General features: G+C 61.3%; 15 protein-coding genes and 1 pseudogene. 11 read left to right on the forward strand and 5 right to left on the reverse strand.

All coding sequences use genetic code 11. The annotated features are described in order from the left end of the window. The first annotated feature begins 209 nt into the window (after positions 1–209). Together HV670_RS18700 and HV670_RS18705 are read left to right on the forward strand one after the other, a co-directional pair. Positions 210–644 (forward strand): NfeD family protein, encoded by a 435-nt coding sequence (locus HV670_RS18700; RefSeq protein ID WP_175106326.1) that lies wholly within the window; start codon positions 210–212, stop codon positions 642–644. 81 nt (positions 645–725) lie between these two features. Then, positions 726–1,688, forward strand: a complete 963-nt coding sequence (locus tag HV670_RS18705) for an SPFH domain-containing protein (RefSeq protein ID WP_425511441.1) — start codon at positions 726–728, stop codon at positions 1,686–1,688. A gap of 48 nt (positions 1,689–1,736) precedes the next feature. On the opposite strand, the gene smpB is transcribed toward HV670_RS18705, so the two are convergent. Next, complete coding sequence (gene smpB, locus HV670_RS18710; RefSeq protein WP_175106328.1) at positions 1,737–2,186, reverse strand: SsrA-binding protein SmpB; 450 nt, start codon at positions 2,184–2,186, stop codon at positions 1,737–1,739. A 99-nt stretch (positions 2,187–2,285) separates the two neighbouring features. Between smpB and HV670_RS18715 the strand changes: the two genes are divergently transcribed. Next, entirely contained in the window at positions 2,286–2,723 is a 438-nt protein-coding gene (locus HV670_RS18715; protein ID WP_175106367.1) for a type II toxin-antitoxin system RatA family toxin, read from the forward strand. 8 nt (positions 2,724–2,731) lie between these two features. Continuing rightward, positions 2,732–3,079: an RnfH family protein gene (locus HV670_RS18720; protein WP_425511442.1), complete on the forward strand. Its 348-nt coding sequence runs from the start codon at positions 2,732–2,734 to the stop codon at positions 3,077–3,079. 27 nt (positions 3,080–3,106) lie between these two features. Here the strand turns inward: HV670_RS18720 and HV670_RS18725 are convergent, their stop codons facing one another. The 3 genes from HV670_RS18725 to HV670_RS18735 form a co-directional block, all read right to left on the reverse strand. Beyond that, on the reverse strand, positions 3,107–3,430 hold the full coding sequence (locus HV670_RS18725) for an AzlD domain-containing protein (RefSeq protein ID WP_175106370.1): 324 nt from the start codon (positions 3,428–3,430) through the stop codon (positions 3,107–3,109). Between the two features lie 103 nt (positions 3,431–3,533). Next, a complete protein-coding gene (locus HV670_RS18730; protein ID WP_175106330.1) occupies positions 3,534–4,271 on the reverse strand; it encodes an AzlC family ABC transporter permease in 738 nt (245 codons plus the stop codon). A gap of 32 nt (positions 4,272–4,303) precedes the next feature. Beyond that, the gene (locus tag HV670_RS18735) at positions 4,304–5,281 is read right to left on the reverse strand and encodes a DMT family transporter (protein ID WP_175106332.1); all 978 of its coding nucleotides are present in this window, start codon (positions 5,279–5,281) and stop codon (positions 4,304–4,306) included. 191 nt (positions 5,282–5,472) lie between these two features. Here HV670_RS18735 and guaB point away from each other — a divergent pair, with 191 nt between their 5' ends. The 7 genes from guaB to HV670_RS18770 all read left to right on the forward strand — a co-directional run bounded on the left by guaB (position 5,473) and on the right by HV670_RS18770 (position 12,820). Continuing rightward, positions 5,473–6,933, forward strand: a complete 1,461-nt coding sequence (guaB, locus tag HV670_RS18740; protein ID WP_175106333.1) for an IMP dehydrogenase — start codon at positions 5,473–5,475, stop codon at positions 6,931–6,933. Between the two features lie 163 nt (positions 6,934–7,096). Continuing rightward, positions 7,097–7,915, forward strand: coding sequence for a hypothetical protein (locus HV670_RS18745; RefSeq protein WP_175106335.1), 819 nt, complete (start codon positions 7,097–7,099; stop codon positions 7,913–7,915). A 34-nt stretch (positions 7,916–7,949) separates the two neighbouring features. Next, positions 7,950–9,560 carry a glutamine-hydrolyzing GMP synthase gene (gene guaA, locus HV670_RS18750; protein WP_175106337.1) on the forward strand — a complete coding sequence of 537 codons (1,611 nt, stop codon included), beginning with the start codon at positions 7,950–7,952 and terminating at the stop codon, positions 9,558–9,560. Between the two features lie 218 nt (positions 9,561–9,778). Then, entirely contained in the window at positions 9,779–11,116 is a 1,338-nt protein-coding gene (locus HV670_RS18755) for a tyrosine-type recombinase/integrase (protein ID WP_217478459.1), read from the forward strand. Between the two features lie 152 nt (positions 11,117–11,268). Next, entirely contained in the window at positions 11,269–11,484 is a 216-nt protein-coding gene (locus tag HV670_RS18760; RefSeq protein ID WP_175106338.1) for a helix-turn-helix transcriptional regulator, read from the forward strand. Between the two features lie 368 nt (positions 11,485–11,852). Beyond that, positions 11,853–12,644 (forward strand): hypothetical protein, encoded by a 792-nt coding sequence (locus tag HV670_RS18765; RefSeq protein WP_175106340.1) that lies wholly within the window; start codon positions 11,853–11,855, stop codon positions 12,642–12,644. Positions 12,645–12,679: 35 nt separating this feature from the next. Beyond that, positions 12,680–12,820 (forward strand): HD domain-containing protein, encoded by a 141-nt coding sequence (locus tag HV670_RS18770; RefSeq protein WP_246257683.1) that lies wholly within the window; start codon positions 12,680–12,682, stop codon positions 12,818–12,820. Positions 12,821–13,736: 916 nt separating this feature from the next. Here the strand turns inward: HV670_RS18770 and HV670_RS32260 are convergent. Then, a pseudogene (locus HV670_RS32260) lies at positions 13,737–14,275 on the reverse strand (lecithin retinol acyltransferase family protein). Between the last annotated feature and the right edge of the window lie 485 nt (positions 14,276–14,760).

A 14,760-nucleotide genomic window follows, 5' to 3' on the forward strand; every position in this document is an offset into this window, starting at 1 on the left:
CCTGTGGGCTGCTTTGAGCAGGCTACACATCTGGGCGCTTAGGGCGTCCCGCGGCGTAAAAAAGCCGTCACCTTTTGCGAGGTGGCGGTTTTTTTTATGTAGTCGCGCGGGCATCCATCGGCCGAATGGCTAACATGCGCGTGCGCAATGGCTAGGCAAGTGTCGATATGCTATAAAAACACTCAGCGCTTCATAACACAGGGGACCGGATGCACTGGGCAAGCGGGATATGGTGGATTGCCGTCGGCGCATTGCTGATCGGGGAACTCGCGACAGGCACCTTCTACCTGTTGATGGTGGCCTGCGGCTGCGCCGCGGCGGGCGTCGCGCGGCTGGCGGGCGCCTCGATCGAAGTGCAGTGGGCCGTTGCCGCGGTCGTGGCGGCGCTTGCCGTCTGGCTGCTGCACCGCTCCCCCTATGGCCGCAGCATGCGTCCCGGTGCGACCCGCAACCCCGACATCAATCTCGATATCGGCGAGACCCTCGACATCGAAGGCTGGCATAACGGACTGGCGCGCGCGACGTACCGCGGCACGCAATGGGATGTCGAACTGGCCGAGGGCGAGGTCGAGCATGCCGGGCGCTTCGAGATCGCGGAGATGCGCGGCAGCCGCCTCGTGGTGCGCGCCTGTCCCAACCGGTGACGCCCGCTTCGGTGATGAGACTTCGGTGATGCCACATTTGCAGTCGTCCGGCACCCTGCCGGGCGTCAACGGGGAGCTGTGATGATTGATTCGGGCGTAATCGCCATTGTCCTGTTTATCGTCGTGGTCGGGCTGGTCGTGCAGACCGTCAAGATCGTTCCGCAGCAGCATGCATGGATACTCGAACGGCTCGGCCGCTTTCACGGTGTCCTGGCGCCGGGCCTGACGATCGTGTTCCCGTTCGTCGACCGGATCGCCTACAAGCATATTCTCAAGGAAGTGCCGCTCGAAGTGCCGAGCCAGATCTGCATCACGCGCGACAACACGCAGCTCCAGGTCGACGGCGTGCTGTATTTCCAGGTGACGGACCCGATGAAGGCGTCCTACGGGACCAGCAACTACCTGATGGCGATCACGCAGCTCGCGCAAACGACGTTGCGTTCGGTGATCGGCAAGCTCGAGCTCGACAAGACGTTTGAAGAGCGCGACGTGATCAACCACAGTATCGTGACCGCGCTTGACGAAGCCGCACAGAACTGGGGTGTCAAGGTCCTGCGCTACGAGATCAAGGACTTGACCCCGCCGAAGGAAATCCTTCATGCGATGCAGTCGCAGATCACGGCCGAGCGCGAGAAGCGTGCGCTGATCGCGGCGTCGGAAGGGCGTCGCCAGGAGCAGATCAATCTGGCCGCGGGCGCGCGTGAGGCGGCCATCCAGAAGTCCGAGGGCGAACGTCAGGCCGCGATCAACAAGGCACAAGGGGAGGCGTCAGCGATCCTGGCTGTCGCGGAGGCGAACTCGCTCGCGATCCAGAAGATTGCTCAGGCGATCCAGTCGACGGGTGGCATGGAGGCGGTCAACCTCAAGGTTGCCGAACAGTATGTGACTGCGTTCGGCAATCTCGCGAAGTCGGGCAATACCTTGATCGTGCCGGCTAACTTGAGCGAGATGAGTTCGATGATTGCCTCAGCGCTCGCGATCGTGCGGCCCGGCGGTGGTGCGGGCGCGGCGGCCGCCGCGGAGCAGGTCAAGCCTTTGCGCTGAGGGCCGAGGGGGCGGGAAAGCGGCGCAGGGTCGGTGCGGCACGTACGCTTAGCGCGTCGCCGTTTTCATCAACTGGGCCTTTTCACGCTGCCAGTCGCGCTTCTTTTCGGTCTCGCGCTTGTCGTGGAGCTTCTTGCCCTTCGCCAGCCCTATCTCGCATTTGACCCGGCCCTTCGTGTAATGCAGGTTCAGCGGGACGAGCGTGTAGCCGCGCTGCTCGACCTTGCCGATCAGTTTCTTGATTTCGTCCGCATGGAGCAGCAGCTTGCGGGTGCGCACGGGATCGGGCTTGATGTGCGTGGACGCGCTCAGCAGCGGGCTGATGTGGGAGCCGATCAAGAAGATCTCCGCATCGCGCACGACGACATAAGCTTCCTTGATCTGCGTGCGTCCCGCGCGGATCGCCTTGACCTCCCACCCTTCGAGCACGAGGCCGGCTTCATGACGTTCTTCGATGAAGTAGTCGAAGAAGGCCTTTTTGTTATCGACAATGCTCATGGAATAGGCCTGATAAAATCGTGATTTTAGCAAAGCGGCGTTTTGTTGCTGGCCGCCTTGCCTGTACGCGCATGCGTCACATTGACGCGCTTCCTACTTATGGCAGATGTACAAAAAACTGTCCTGATCCGTCACTCGGCCGAACAAATGTTCGATCTTGTCACGGACGTGGCCGACTATCCGAACTTTTTGCCTTGGTGTGGCGGCGTCGATATTCGCGAGCAGAGCGAAACAGGCGTCGAGGCGCGTATCGACATCCATTTCAAGGGCATCCGCCAGCATTTCACCACCCGCAATACCCAGCAGCGTCCCAGCCGTATCGATATGCAGTTCGCCGATGGTCCTTTCAAGAAGTTCACCGGTTTTTGGGCGTTCACTTCATTGCGCCCCGATGCATGCAAGATCGAATTCGCGCTGCACTATGAATTCTCGAGCATCATCCTCGAGAAGCTGATCGGCCCGGTGTTCAACCACATCGCCAATACCTTCGTTGAATCGTTTGTCAAGCGCGCCGCCACGCGCTACGCCAAGCCGTGATGCATAGTATGCCTCCTGAGGACACGCCCGGCACGATGTTCGACGTCGAGATCTGTTACGCGTTGCCCGAACGCCAAGTGCTGCTGAGCGTCGCCGTGCCGCCTGGCACGACGGTGCGCGAGGCGATCGAACGGTCTCGCATCGTCGAACAGTGTCCGGAAATCGATCTCTCGACCCAAGCGGTCGGTATCTTCGGCAAAATCCAGCCGCTCGATACCCAGGTCTCGGCAGGCGATCGCATCGAGATCTATCGGCCGCTGACCGTCGATCCGAAGCTCGCACGTCAGCGCCGCGTGACGAAGAGCCGGGCGGGTTCAGTCGAGGGACGCCGCTGGCACGCGAAAGAGCGGCGCTAGGCAGGGGCGGGCTGTTCAGCTGAACGCTTACGGCGCGACCCACATATGCCATGCAAAAAAGAGCGCAAGCCCGAATGCAATCGTGGCGAGTGCATGACGGGTCGAGAAGCCGACGACCGCGGTACCGAGCGCCGCCACCAGTTGCGGATTGCGCCAGCTGAGTTCGGCATCGCCGTGATGCGGTGCGACAACGATCGGTACGACGATCGCCGTGAGCACAGTGACCGGCACGAAACCCAGCGCCGTCTTGACGATCGGTGCAAAGCGCACCCGGTCACCCAGAATCAGCACCGTCGCCTTGACGAGATAGGTGACGAGCGCCATGCCGACGATCATCCAGATACCGGTCATCGTGCTCATGGGCGCGCCTTGTCTCGTTGTGCGCGTTGAACGGGGCTGTGGCGGGTCGCCTCGCGTCGCGCATGGCTCACCGTCGGGATTGTTCCTTGGGCGTTCATTTCGATGTCCTCCGTTCGTGCCAGACCGTCAGCGCGGTCCCGACCGCGACGCCGGCCAGGACCGCGGCCAGCAGCCCGAGCTGATAGGGCAGGTTGCGCCAGCAATAGGCAAGAACCCCTGCGGTGATCGCCGCCGCGGCAAAACGGGCTGCCCTGACCTGCGGCATGACGATCGCGATAAACGTTGCGACCATCGCGAAATCGAGCCCGAGCGCCTGTAGGCCCGGAAACGCCGAGCCGAAGACCAGCCCGATCACCGTGAAGAGCTGCCAGTTCAGGTACATCGCCACGCCGGCGCCGAGGAAATACCAGTGGGCGAGCGGAGAACCGGGATGGCGACGTTCATGGTCGATGGCCACCGCGAACGTCTCGTCGACCAGCAGCAAGCCGAGCAGCGCACGCCAGCGCAATGGCAGGTGCGCCATGCGCGGCGACAGCGCCGCCGCATAGAGCAAGTGCCGCGCATTGACGATCAGGGTCGTGAACCAGATGACCGGCAGCGCCGCATGGCTCGCGACCAGGCCGACCGCAATGAACTGGCTCGATCCCGCGAACACGATCAGCGACATGAGTTGTCCGAGCCATGCCGCAAGCGGAAGGCCGGGCATGCCCGTGACCATCGCCCCGAAAATCACGCCGAACGGCGCGGCGCCGACCAGCATTGGAATACAGTCTCGCGCGCCGGCCGCAAAGGCCGCGCCACGGGTTTGCAATGGGATGGACAGGGCGGACATGGGGAGTTTGAGTGCGTCGGCTTTAGTGTCATTCAATGCGTTGAGACCTGCGCATCGTCCTCGATCCGGTGCGGATGCGGATCGTCGCGCGAATGAAGGCTGACCGACCAGCTCACGCCGATCAGCAGCAGCACGATCGCGGCGATTTCGAGGCCGCGCGGCAGTCTTTCATCATAGATAAATCCGTAGACGAGGGCGAACAGTGTCTCGAATACGATCATCTGGCCCGACAGTGTCAAGGGCAGGCGCTTGGCGGCCGCATTCCACAGACCGTTGCCGAGCCACGAGGCGCCGATCGCGAGCACGAGATTGACGATCCAGAACGTGTGCCATTGTGAGGCGGGCAGGATCGCCTGCACCGAGCCGGCGGGCAAGGCGGTGATGACGAGCCAGAGGACGAGGCCGAGCAGGCCGGTCGCGATGCCCCAGAGGGTCGACCATTCGTGTCCCGTGAAACGCGGATGCCGCTGCAGATAGCGCGAGTTCTCGACCGCGAACCACGTCCAGCTTGCGAGCGCCCCGACCGCGCAGAGCAGCCCGACGATCTGCGTGCCGAGTTCCACCCGCTGGACGGGCACCCCGCTCGCGAACACATCGATATTGATACAGATGATCCCCAGCAGCACGAGCCCCAGTGGCAGGGCGAGCCGCGTCAGCGGTACCGCGCCGTGATCGCGGCGTCCGACAAGCGTGACCGTCACGGGTAGCACACCGATGATCAGGCTCGCGGGCGCGATGCCGACCCGGTGTACTGACTCCGCAAGAAACACGTAGTAGACAAGATTGCCTGTCAGCGCGAGCCGCAGGAGGGTGAGCGCATCGCGCCAGGTGAGCTTGGGCCACACGGTACGCGCGAGCGGCACCGCGGCAAGCAGTGAGACCGCCCCGTACATGATGTAGCGGCCGGCCGACAGCAGCCAGGGTGAGAAATCCGCGAGCAGGCGCGGCGCCAGGAACACCGTGCCCCACAGCGCGCCCGCCAGGATCCCGTAGATGACTCCGCGTTGCATGATGAACTGCTCCTTCGCCTGCCGTTTCGGCAATATGGATCGTGTAGGCTACGGTCGCCCGGGTGGTCCGTCTTGTGGAATTCTGCAAGTCAAACGGAAGTTAGCCGGTAAAGTCGTCCGATGATGATTGTCAAGCGAAGCAATCCGGAAGGATTCGCGTATAATCCGCTTTTGCGCCTATAGGATTTGCTATGCGTCTTATCCAACAAGCACTCACATTCGATGACGTGCTTCTCGTGCCCGCGTTTTCGAGTGTTCTGCCGCGCGACACCAGCCTAAAAACCAAGCTCTCCCGCAATATCTCGCTGAACATCCCGCTCGTGTCCGCCGCCATGGACACGGTCACCGAAGGCCGCCTCGCAATCGCGATGGCGCAGCAGGGCGGGATCGGCATCATCCACAAGAATCTCACCCCCGCCGAACAGGCCCGTGAAGTCGCGAAGGTCAAGCGTTTCGAGTCGGGTGTGCTGCGTGATCCGATCACCGTGGCGCCGAACATGAGCGTGCGCGAGATTATCGAACTGTCGCGTCAGCATGGCATTTCCGGTTTCCCCGTGGTTGAAGGCGCTTTGCTGATCGGCATCGTGACCAACCGCGACCTGCGCTTTGAAACCCGCCTCGACGAAGCGGTGCGCACGATCATGACGCCGCGCGAGCGCCTGATCACCGTCAAGGAAGGCACGCCGCTGCTCGAAGCCAAGGCGCTCATGCATCTCCACCGCCTCGAGCGCGTGGTCGTCGTCAACGATGCATTCGAGCTGCGCGGCCTGATCACCGTCAAGGATATTCTCAAGGCCACCGAACACCCCATGGCCGCGAAGGATCAGCAGGGCAAGCTGCGCGTCGGCGCTGCCGTCGGCGTGGGCCCGGACAACGACGAACGCGTCGAACTGCTCGTACAGGCCGGCGTCGACGTCATTGTCGTCGATACGGCCCACGGCCATAGTCAAGGTGTGCTCGACCGTGTGCGCTGGGTCAAGAAGAATTATCCGCAAGTCGATGTGATCGGCGGCAATATCGCGACCGCCGATGCCGCGAAAGCGCTCGTCGAATACGGCGCGGACGGGGTCAAGGTCGGTATCGGCCCGGGTTCGATCTGCACGACGCGGATCGTCGCTGGTGTTGGCGTGCCGCAGGTCACCGCGATCGCGAACGTTTCCGACGCGCTGCGCGGCACGGGCGTACCTTGCATCGGTGACGGCGGCGTACGTTTTTCGGGCGATATCGCCAAGGCCATGGCTGCCGGCGCGGACACGGTCATGATGGGCAGCATGCTCGCCGGCACGGAAGAATCGCCGGGCGAGGAATTCCTGTTCCAGGGCCGCACCTACAAGGCCTATCGCGGCATGGGCTCGGTCGGCGCGATGAAGGACGGCGCGGCGGACCGTTATTTCCAGGAAAACTCGGGCAATATCGACAAGCTGGTACCGGAAGGCATCGAAGGACGCGTCGCCTACAAGGGCAGCGTCAACGCGATCCTGTTCCAGTTGACGGGTGGTGTGCGCGCCAGCATGGGCTACTGCGGCTGCCAGACCATCGACGAGTTCCACGAAAAGGCCGGCTTCGTTCAGATCACGGGCGCCGGGTTGCGCGAATCGCATGTGCACGATGTGCAAATCACCAAGGAAGCACCGAACTATCACGTAGATTGAGCGGTAAGGGCGGAGGCCTCGCGATGTTGCCGGCGATTGGGCCGGCGCTATCGTCGCGAGACTCGACCCTCGCGAGCGGAAGCCGTCCAGCCTTCGGGTTGAACCGCCGCGCGGATGCGGGCGCGGCAATTGCGGCAGCCTCGGCATTTTCAAGGAGAGCGCGATGAAACCGATTCTGCGGTCGTTGCTGGTCATCGATGGAATCATCACCTTGTTGCTGGGTCTGGCGCTCATCGTGTCGCCATGGGCCGACTCGATCGTCGCGCTGCAGGCCATTGCCCCGCATCCGCCGGCGCTCGGGCAGTTGTTCGGTATCAGCTTGCTGGGCATCGCCTGGTTACAGCTCCATGCGGCCGTCGATGGACAACTGACCTTGACGATTGCTCGCGTGAGCGGCCATGTGAACTGGCTCAGCGGGCTCGTGCTGCTCGTGTGGTTGATCGTGCTGCACGGCACCGCGGTCGATACCAGTCAGGCTGTCTTGCTGAGCGGCCCGGCGATCGCTTTCGTGCTGCTCGTGCTCGGCGTCGGTCTTGTCAGGCTCGCAGGATCGATCCGCCGCCGCAACAGGCAGCTCGCATTGGGCACCGAGTCGGCCGACAAGGCTGAACGTAGTGCGCGTGAGGTCCGCGAGCGTGAACGCGAGCGCGAGGCAGAGCGTGCGGGGCGGATGAGGGAACCGACGTTTGCGCGGCCCGGGGCGACGCCCGTACGACCCCCGATCGATCCCGCGACCGGCGGCAGTGTCGACCCGGCAACGGGGCATCCCGTGCGGGCAGCGGTCGATCCGGTTACGGGTCTCCCTGTCGGAACCGGGGGCGATGCAGCGACACGCCGTCCGGTGGGTACGAACGTCGATCCCTTGACGGGTGCATCGCAGCGAACCGTTATTGATCCCGTCACGGGCGAAGCGCGCGTCGTTCGATCGACGAGTCCGCGCACGCCGTCGTTGCCCGAAGACGATATCCGCCGACCTTTATGAAGACACCCAAGATCGTTTGACCACCTTTGACCCTATGTCGACTGCTTCCAACCCTAGCGTTCCCCATGACCGGATACTGATTCTCGATTTCGGTTCGCAAGTCACCCAGTTGATCGCGCGCCGCGTCCGCGAAGCGCACGTCTATTCCGAAATCCATCCGCACGATGTCGACGACGCGTTTGTGCGCGAGTTCGCGCCCAAGGGGATCATCCTCTCGGGCGGCCCGAATTCCGTCACCGAGGACGACACCCCGCGTGTACCACAGGTCGTATTCGAGCTCGGCGTGCCCGTGCTCGGGATCTGCTACGGGATGCAGTCGATGGCCGAACAGCTCGGCGGCAAAGTCGAAGGGGGTCATACCCGTGAATTCGGCTATGCCGAGATCCGGGCTCATGGACATACCAAGCTGCTGAGCGGTATTCAGGATTTTGAGACTGCCGAAGGGTATGGCATGTTGAAAGTCTGGATGAGCCACGGCGACAAGGTCACCGAGATTCCGCCGGGTTTCAAGCTGATGGCTTCGACTCCGTCGTGCCCGATCGCCGGCATGGCTGATGAGTCACGCGGCTTCTATGCGGTGCAGTTTCACCCTGAGGTGACCCATACCCTCCAAGGTCGGACCATCCTGAACCGCTTCGTGCTCGAGCTGTGCGGCGCGCGTCCTGACTGGGAGATGGGCCATTACATCGACGAGGCTGTCGAACATATCCGTACCCAGGTCGGTAGCGAACATGTGATCCTCGGCCTGTCGGGCGGCGTCGATTCGTCCGTTGCGGCGGCCTTGTTGCACCGGGCGATCGGCGATCAGCTGACCTGCGTGTTTGTCGACCACGGCTTGCTGCGCCTGAACGAAGCGGAGCAGGTGATGGAAACCTTCGCGAACCATCTGGGCGTGAAGGTCATTCATATCGATGCGAGCGAGGCCTTTCTTGGCAAGCTCGCGGGCGTGACCGATCCCGAGGCCAAGCGCAAGATCATCGGCGCCGAGTTCGTCGAAGTGTTCCAGACCGAAGCCGGCAAGCTGAGCGATGCACGGTGGCTCGCGCAAGGCACGATTTATCCGGATGTGATCGAATCGGCGGGCAAGGGCAAGAAGGGCGCGCATACGATCAAGAGCCATCACAACGTGGGTGGGCTGCCGGAGACGCTGAACCTGAAACTGCTCGAGCCTTTGCGCGAGTTGTTCAAGGACGAAGTGCGCGAGTTGGGTGTTGCGCTGGGTCTGCCGCCGGCGATGGTCTATCGCCACCCGTTCCCGGGCCCGGGTCTGGGCGTGCGGATCCTGGGCGAGGTCAAGCGTGAATATGCCGACTTGTTGCAGCGTGCCGACTCGATCTTTATCGAGACCTTGCGCGACACCATCGACCCGGCGAGTGGCAAGTCATGGTATGAACTGACGAGCCAGGCGTTTGCCGTGTTCCTGCCGGTGCGGAGCGTGGGGGTGATGGGAGATGGGCGGACTTATGAGTTCGTCGTTGCGCTTCGGGCTGTGCAGACGCAGGACTTCATGACCGCGCATTGGGCGCACTTGCCGCATGAGTTGTTGGGCAATGCGTCGAACCGGATTATCAATGAGGTTCGGGGGATCAACCGGGTGGTCTACGATATTTCGGGGAAGCCGCCGGCTACGATTGAGTGGGAGTGATCTAGGATCGTCTCACACCGTTTCAAGCAGTATCAAAATCCTCACGAAACCTAAGCGAGATAAGGATTTAGCGGCTCAGGTAGTCTCAGCCGCTATCACCCAATCTCGCGTACTTTGACGGTAGTCGTGACGGTACAGTTGGAAGCGGTTGAAATTGCCGCTTCCCGTACCGTCAGATGGGCTGACGGTATCAGCGGCAAATCAGAGTGAGGCTGATTTTGCTGACTAATCAAGAGCTTGGCGCCCTCAAGCCCCGAGAAAAAGCATTCAAGGTGTCCGACCGCGATGGCTTGTATGCGGCGGTGCTGCCATCAGGGACCATTTCGTTTCGCTACGACTACAAGCTTAACGGTAGGCGCGAGACGCTTGCGATCGGGCGCTACCATCCAGCATGCAAGGTGACGCGCGATCCAGATGAACTTGAGTTCGGCATGGTCGTGTCCCTGCGCGAGGCCCGCACGCTTCTGGACCGCGCGCGGCGCAACGTAGAGCGGGGCGTTTCACCGGCCCGGGCAAAGGCCGAAAAGCGCACTGCAGCGGCCGAGGCGCTGACGTTCGGCGACTGGGCGGAAAACTACTTTAAGCATAAGGGCGACCCCAAGAGCGGCGCGGAGCAGCTGGCAGACAGCACGCTGGAGATGCGGCGCGCTGCGCATCGGCGAGTTATCGAGCCTGAACTCGGAAAGCTGAAGCTTGAGGAGGTGAGCCCGCAGCGCCTGAAGCGCCTGTGCGACGAAACCAAAGAGAAGCGCGGGCCGGCTGTTGCAGTCCATGTCCGCGAGATTGTGCGTGCAGTGTTCAACCACGCGCAGGCAAGCGGGCTAAGCGTGAGCAATCCGGCCGAGGCAATCCGCGCCAGTGCCATCGCCACCTTTGAGCCGCGCGAACGTGCATTGTCGCCTGCCGAAATTCGCACGTTTCTCACAGCGCTGGAGCAAGTCTCGACCATGCCGACGCTGCGCCTAGCGTTGAAACTCATTTTGTTGACCGGCGTTCGCAAGTCGGAGTTTATAGACGCGACCTGGAGCGAGATCGACTTCAATGCGGCGCGCTGGATGATCCCAGGTACCAGGATGAAGGCCGGTAAGTCGCATACTATTCCGTTGTCCGAACAGGCGATGGATATTCTCACAACGTTTCGAACATGCTTTGGATCAAGCCAGTACTTGCATCCGTCGCGCTATGACGGCGAAACGCCAATCAGCAACGCGACGTTAAATCGAGTGATCGACTCGACCGTCGAGCGGATTCGAAAGGACGATCCCGATTTTCAGAGCTTCGGCGTGCACGACCTGCGGCGCACGTTTTCCACCGGCCTGAACCGCGCTAAATTCGATGAACGATGGATCGAAATGTCGCTGGCGCACGCGCCACGAAACCGGATTGCCGCCGTGTACAACGTGAACCGCTACCTGGCGGAACGGAAGATCATGCTGCAGTGCTGGTCCGATATGATCGACGCGTGGATGCGTGGCGAATCCGCAAAAGATCTGATTGCCAAGGGCAAGCAGCGCGCCGCCGAAATCCACGAGGACGACCTGGACGACGACATGTGACCCGGGCATCGAACCCACACGATATGCCTTGCCCAGTGCGGGGCGTTAGGCGTCGAAACTTTAGAAGCAGCATTGCTGCCTTTGACCGCATCGTGTCGTGACATTCCAATTTCAATCATGCGCTCTCGCGCGATCTCATTTTGGAGTGTGGAATGAAAAACGAAACTGAGCTGGAAAAGTACATTCGTCCTGCACAATTGGTCAAAGAGCGGTTCGTGCCATTCAGCGCCCCCACATTGTGGCGGAAAGTAAAGGACGGCAACTTCCCCAAGCCGTTGAAGATCAATGGCATCACGGCGTGGCCGCTCTCCGTCATTCGCGCGTGGCAGCAGCAGGTCAGCGGCGGCGCCGAGCAGGAGGCAGCATGATGAACGATCGGAGCTTGGTGGAGGCGGTTCATCGATATAAGCCTTTATGGGGTGCAGGTGGTCGGAGGTTCAAATCCTCTCGCCCCGACCAGGAATATCAAGGACTTACCGTGAAAGCCGTAGGTCCTTTTTTCGTTTGCGCGCCGCTGTTACCGTCTGGTTACCGGAATCGCGCCGGTCTGTCTATTTACCAATCAGCAGGTCAGGAGGCGAACGAAGTCGGCTTCGTTGTGCGCTGGACTTTCAGCGATGCTCTGATGGATCCGTCACGAAGCCCGTGGAATGTCGTGTGGCGCATACGGTCCGTAGCGCGGATTCAGGCTGGCCATCTAGAATGACGGCATGACTCCGCTCAATATAATCACAACATGGAAGCCGGACTGCTGGTGTGTCGCACAGCTGCAGCTCTGCGCGCAGCATCTCGAAGCAACCCCGACCGAAACTTTTCGCTACCCGCGCAATGGGCCTGGTTTGCGTGGCGACCCGCCACCACCGCACTGCCGTTCCGGGCGCCCGACGGGTGGGGGCTGACGCTTGAGCCGCCCGGTCCTGAGCTGGCCGACGAGATCGGCGCGGCACCCGTCTATGTGCTCAGTGATGCGGAGGCGGACTGGCCCGCGCTGCTCGACATCCTGCTCGTCTCTACCGATACCGAACCGTGGCTGCGATCGATCATCATGCAACGCCACGAGACCGAACGGCTTGCCCTAAAGACGCGTTATGCGCAGCGATATGGCGGGGGTGAGTCGGCCGCATTCGAGCGCTTCATGCAGGTGACGGTTGCACACGCAACGGATCCTGGCGATGCGGTTAACTCGTCGGCCAGTGACAGACCGCCGCCCGTGGAACTCCGCTCCATCAGCCTGACGTCGTATCCGCACTGTACGGCGACGGTCAAATCGGAGGACGACGGCGGTTTGCTGTTCGACCTTTATGACCGCGATTACCTGGGAAGCGATAGGGCCGACATGTACCGCGTTGCGCCCGAAGCGCTGCCGGGACTCTACCTCGCGATGACGCAGACGACCGGCGACAGCCCCGGCACGCCGGCGAAACTACTGGCGTCCATTGGCCGGCACTATCCTGCGTGGGACGACGCGTTCAGCTGGCTCAAAAACTCGGGTGTTCCATTCACGCACGAAGTCGACCCGTGGGCATAGGCACATAAACATTTGCCCACGCGACCGCGCTCGCCTTGAAGCTTCACTCGACGCAGTTGCGCAAGGGCACGCAGATTCCTTACACGTCGCACCTGCTCGGAGTCGCGAGCCTCGTGCTGGAAAATGGCGGCGACGAGGAACAGGCTATTGCAGGTCTAACGTGCACCGCCCCGTAGGCTTGAGTGCCATTGTCAAGGTCGCGGCCCTGTCGCCGGCCTGGGACCTTTACGTTGCAGAACTACGCGAGTGGCTCGTGGCTCGACAGCCTGGACTCATTGAAGACATGGGAGCGACGGCGCCAGCTGCAGCCTAACAACGCTTGGCGAAGAAATGATGTAACTGGGGCGGCGATAACCGTTTTTTTGTTTTTTTGACGGTTCATTCGCCTGTACTTACTCCCGCTTTGGGGCGGCGCTCGCCGACCACGCATCGCGGAAAGACGGGGCAAATTCAGCGGTCAGGGTGCGGCCATGAACGATCGCTCTTCGTGATCGCTGTATAGCGCTTGCTAATGGTCGAGCTCCGCATTTCTCGCTTCAACGACGGCTACCGGTAGCATCGAGTCATGTGCGGCGCCACGGTCTCCGCGGAGTTAGCTACCAGAAGTCGATTCATGAACTGCCGGAGTGGCACTTGACTCGGCGGGCTCAATCGAGCGTCCCGCAATGATTGGAAGCAGTTGATGAGCTCTATAAGAGTATCGGCCAACGATGCGTGCTGCTTCGAGGGCTCGCAAGGCGAAATAGACACTCCGCCGCTCGGATATTGCGCTTCGTTGGCATGCGATATCAGCGCCTGAAAACCGGCGGCGTTGCCATAGCTTTCGCAATACGGGAGGTAGGCATGAGCAATGACGAATTACAAAGTGACCGTGTTGAGGGACCGAAACAACCCGAGTAGCAAGTTGGTTGTGAACATTCTGGCAAATAGCCCAAGCGAAGCTCGTGGGTCGATGGCTTGCGAGCGCGACCAAGCGCATTAGCAGTGCGCACGACTGGGACTCCAGCCGATTGCCATGGGCGCCCACAGACGAAAGTGACGGTGAAACACCTAAATCGCGAGATCACGTCGCTCCTGAATACACGGGTACGCTTACGCGTGGCAGGACATCACCTGACCTATCGAGCGCTCTTTGGCAGTAGCGCCGACGCTGCGGCTCTTTACAAGCAACGCGTCTGCGTGGTTGGAGACCATCGCGGCGAAGTAATTGATCGACATCTTGAACAGGCCCACCACTGCGCCCATCGCCGCACGCGGATAGGTTAAGCACGCGCGCACTTGCTCACTGCGGCTTTCTCCATACAGACACCACATACAGAAGTGCTCGCAGTTATTGGTCAGCAGCCGGTATCGATTGTCGCCGAGGCGCGAGCGCGCCCGCTTTACGACTTGCCGGTCAGCGTAACCCGGACGATCGCCCGGCTGATCCACACTTTGCGCCGCGCAGCGGGGCATGCGATCGTCACGTCCTCGACTAATCCGCGATGCAACGACCGGGCATGAACGGCGTAGTGCACCAGCTTGCCTTTGCCGACATAAATGCCGTGGTGGCTATATACGCCGCGAGGTGTCACGGAATGCGCGCCGAGAGCCGGTTCGCTTCCAATTCCGCGATGCCACCGCACCTGCATCGCCGCAGGAATGCGTGACGCGATAGTGGCAGGTCCAATGGTTCGACCCCCGATCTTGTACTTCATGAGTCGAGCATACGACCCGACTAATTTTCACGATAGTTAAGATATTTTGTTAGACAATTACCTATGTGTTATGGACAGCCCCATCGCGCGATGCTCGGGCCGGTGCGAACGCCTGCTGAAATACCTTACGCAGCGGCGGTCTTGGTTGCGCGCCCGCAACAGCGTGGGCCCTACATCTGGTTACCGAATCTGTTCGGTCTGACTATCTGGGGACATAAAAACGTACTGGTTCCTGACCGCGGCGCCGGCATTCTGCTCACCGCGACGATGGCGTTTTGGGGAATACGCCAGCGTGGGAGAGGCTAATGAAGGCCGCTCACCAGTGCAACCCCCAATTGTGCAGGAGACGTTCCGATGAAATCGTAGATACGCTTTCGGCTCGCCGATGGCCGTCTCGGCTTTGGCGTGCTGCAGAGCGT

It is taken from the genome of Pararobbsia alpina, from assembly GCF_902859895.1.
In the GTDB taxonomy this organism is placed as follows: Bacteria; Pseudomonadota; Gammaproteobacteria; order Burkholderiales; family Burkholderiaceae; genus Pararobbsia; species Pararobbsia alpina.

Bases quoted from the DNA above. Each gene is read 5' to 3' on its own strand.
- HV670_RS18730 (WP_175106330.1), bottom strand. From the start codon at position 4,271: ATGTCCGCCCTGTCCATCCCATTGCAAACCCGTGGCGCGGCCTTTGCG.
- HV670_RS18700 (WP_175106326.1), top strand. From the start codon at position 210: ATGCACTGGGCAAGCGGGATATGGTGGATTGCCGTCGGCGCATTGCTG.
- HV670_RS18715 (WP_175106367.1), top strand. From the start codon at position 2,286: ATGGCAGATGTACAAAAAACTGTCCTGATCCGTCACTCGGCCGAACAA.
- guaB (WP_175106333.1), top strand. From the start codon at position 5,473: ATGCGTCTTATCCAACAAGCACTCACATTCGATGACGTGCTTCTCGTG.
- HV670_RS18765 (WP_175106340.1), top strand. From the start codon at position 11,853: ATGGAAGCCGGACTGCTGGTGTGTCGCACAGCTGCAGCTCTGCGCGCA.
- HV670_RS18720 (WP_425511442.1), top strand. From the start codon at position 2,732: ATGCCTCCTGAGGACACGCCCGGCACGATGTTCGACGTCGAGATCTGT.
- HV670_RS18735 (WP_175106332.1), bottom strand. From the start codon at position 5,281: ATGCAACGCGGAGTCATCTACGGGATCCTGGCGGGCGCGCTGTGGGGC.
- HV670_RS18745 (WP_175106335.1), top strand. From the start codon at position 7,097: ATGAAACCGATTCTGCGGTCGTTGCTGGTCATCGATGGAATCATCACC.
- HV670_RS18725 (WP_175106370.1), bottom strand. From the start codon at position 3,430: ATGACCGGTATCTGGATGATCGTCGGCATGGCGCTCGTCACCTATCTC.
- smpB (WP_175106328.1), bottom strand. From the start codon at position 2,186: ATGAGCATTGTCGATAACAAAAAGGCCTTCTTCGACTACTTCATCGAA.
- guaA (WP_175106337.1), top strand. From the start codon at position 7,950: ATGTCGACTGCTTCCAACCCTAGCGTTCCCCATGACCGGATACTGATT.
- HV670_RS18705 (WP_425511441.1), top strand. From the start codon at position 726: ATGATTGATTCGGGCGTAATCGCCATTGTCCTGTTTATCGTCGTGGTC.
- HV670_RS18760 (WP_175106338.1), top strand. From the start codon at position 11,269: ATGAAAAACGAAACTGAGCTGGAAAAGTACATTCGTCCTGCACAATTG.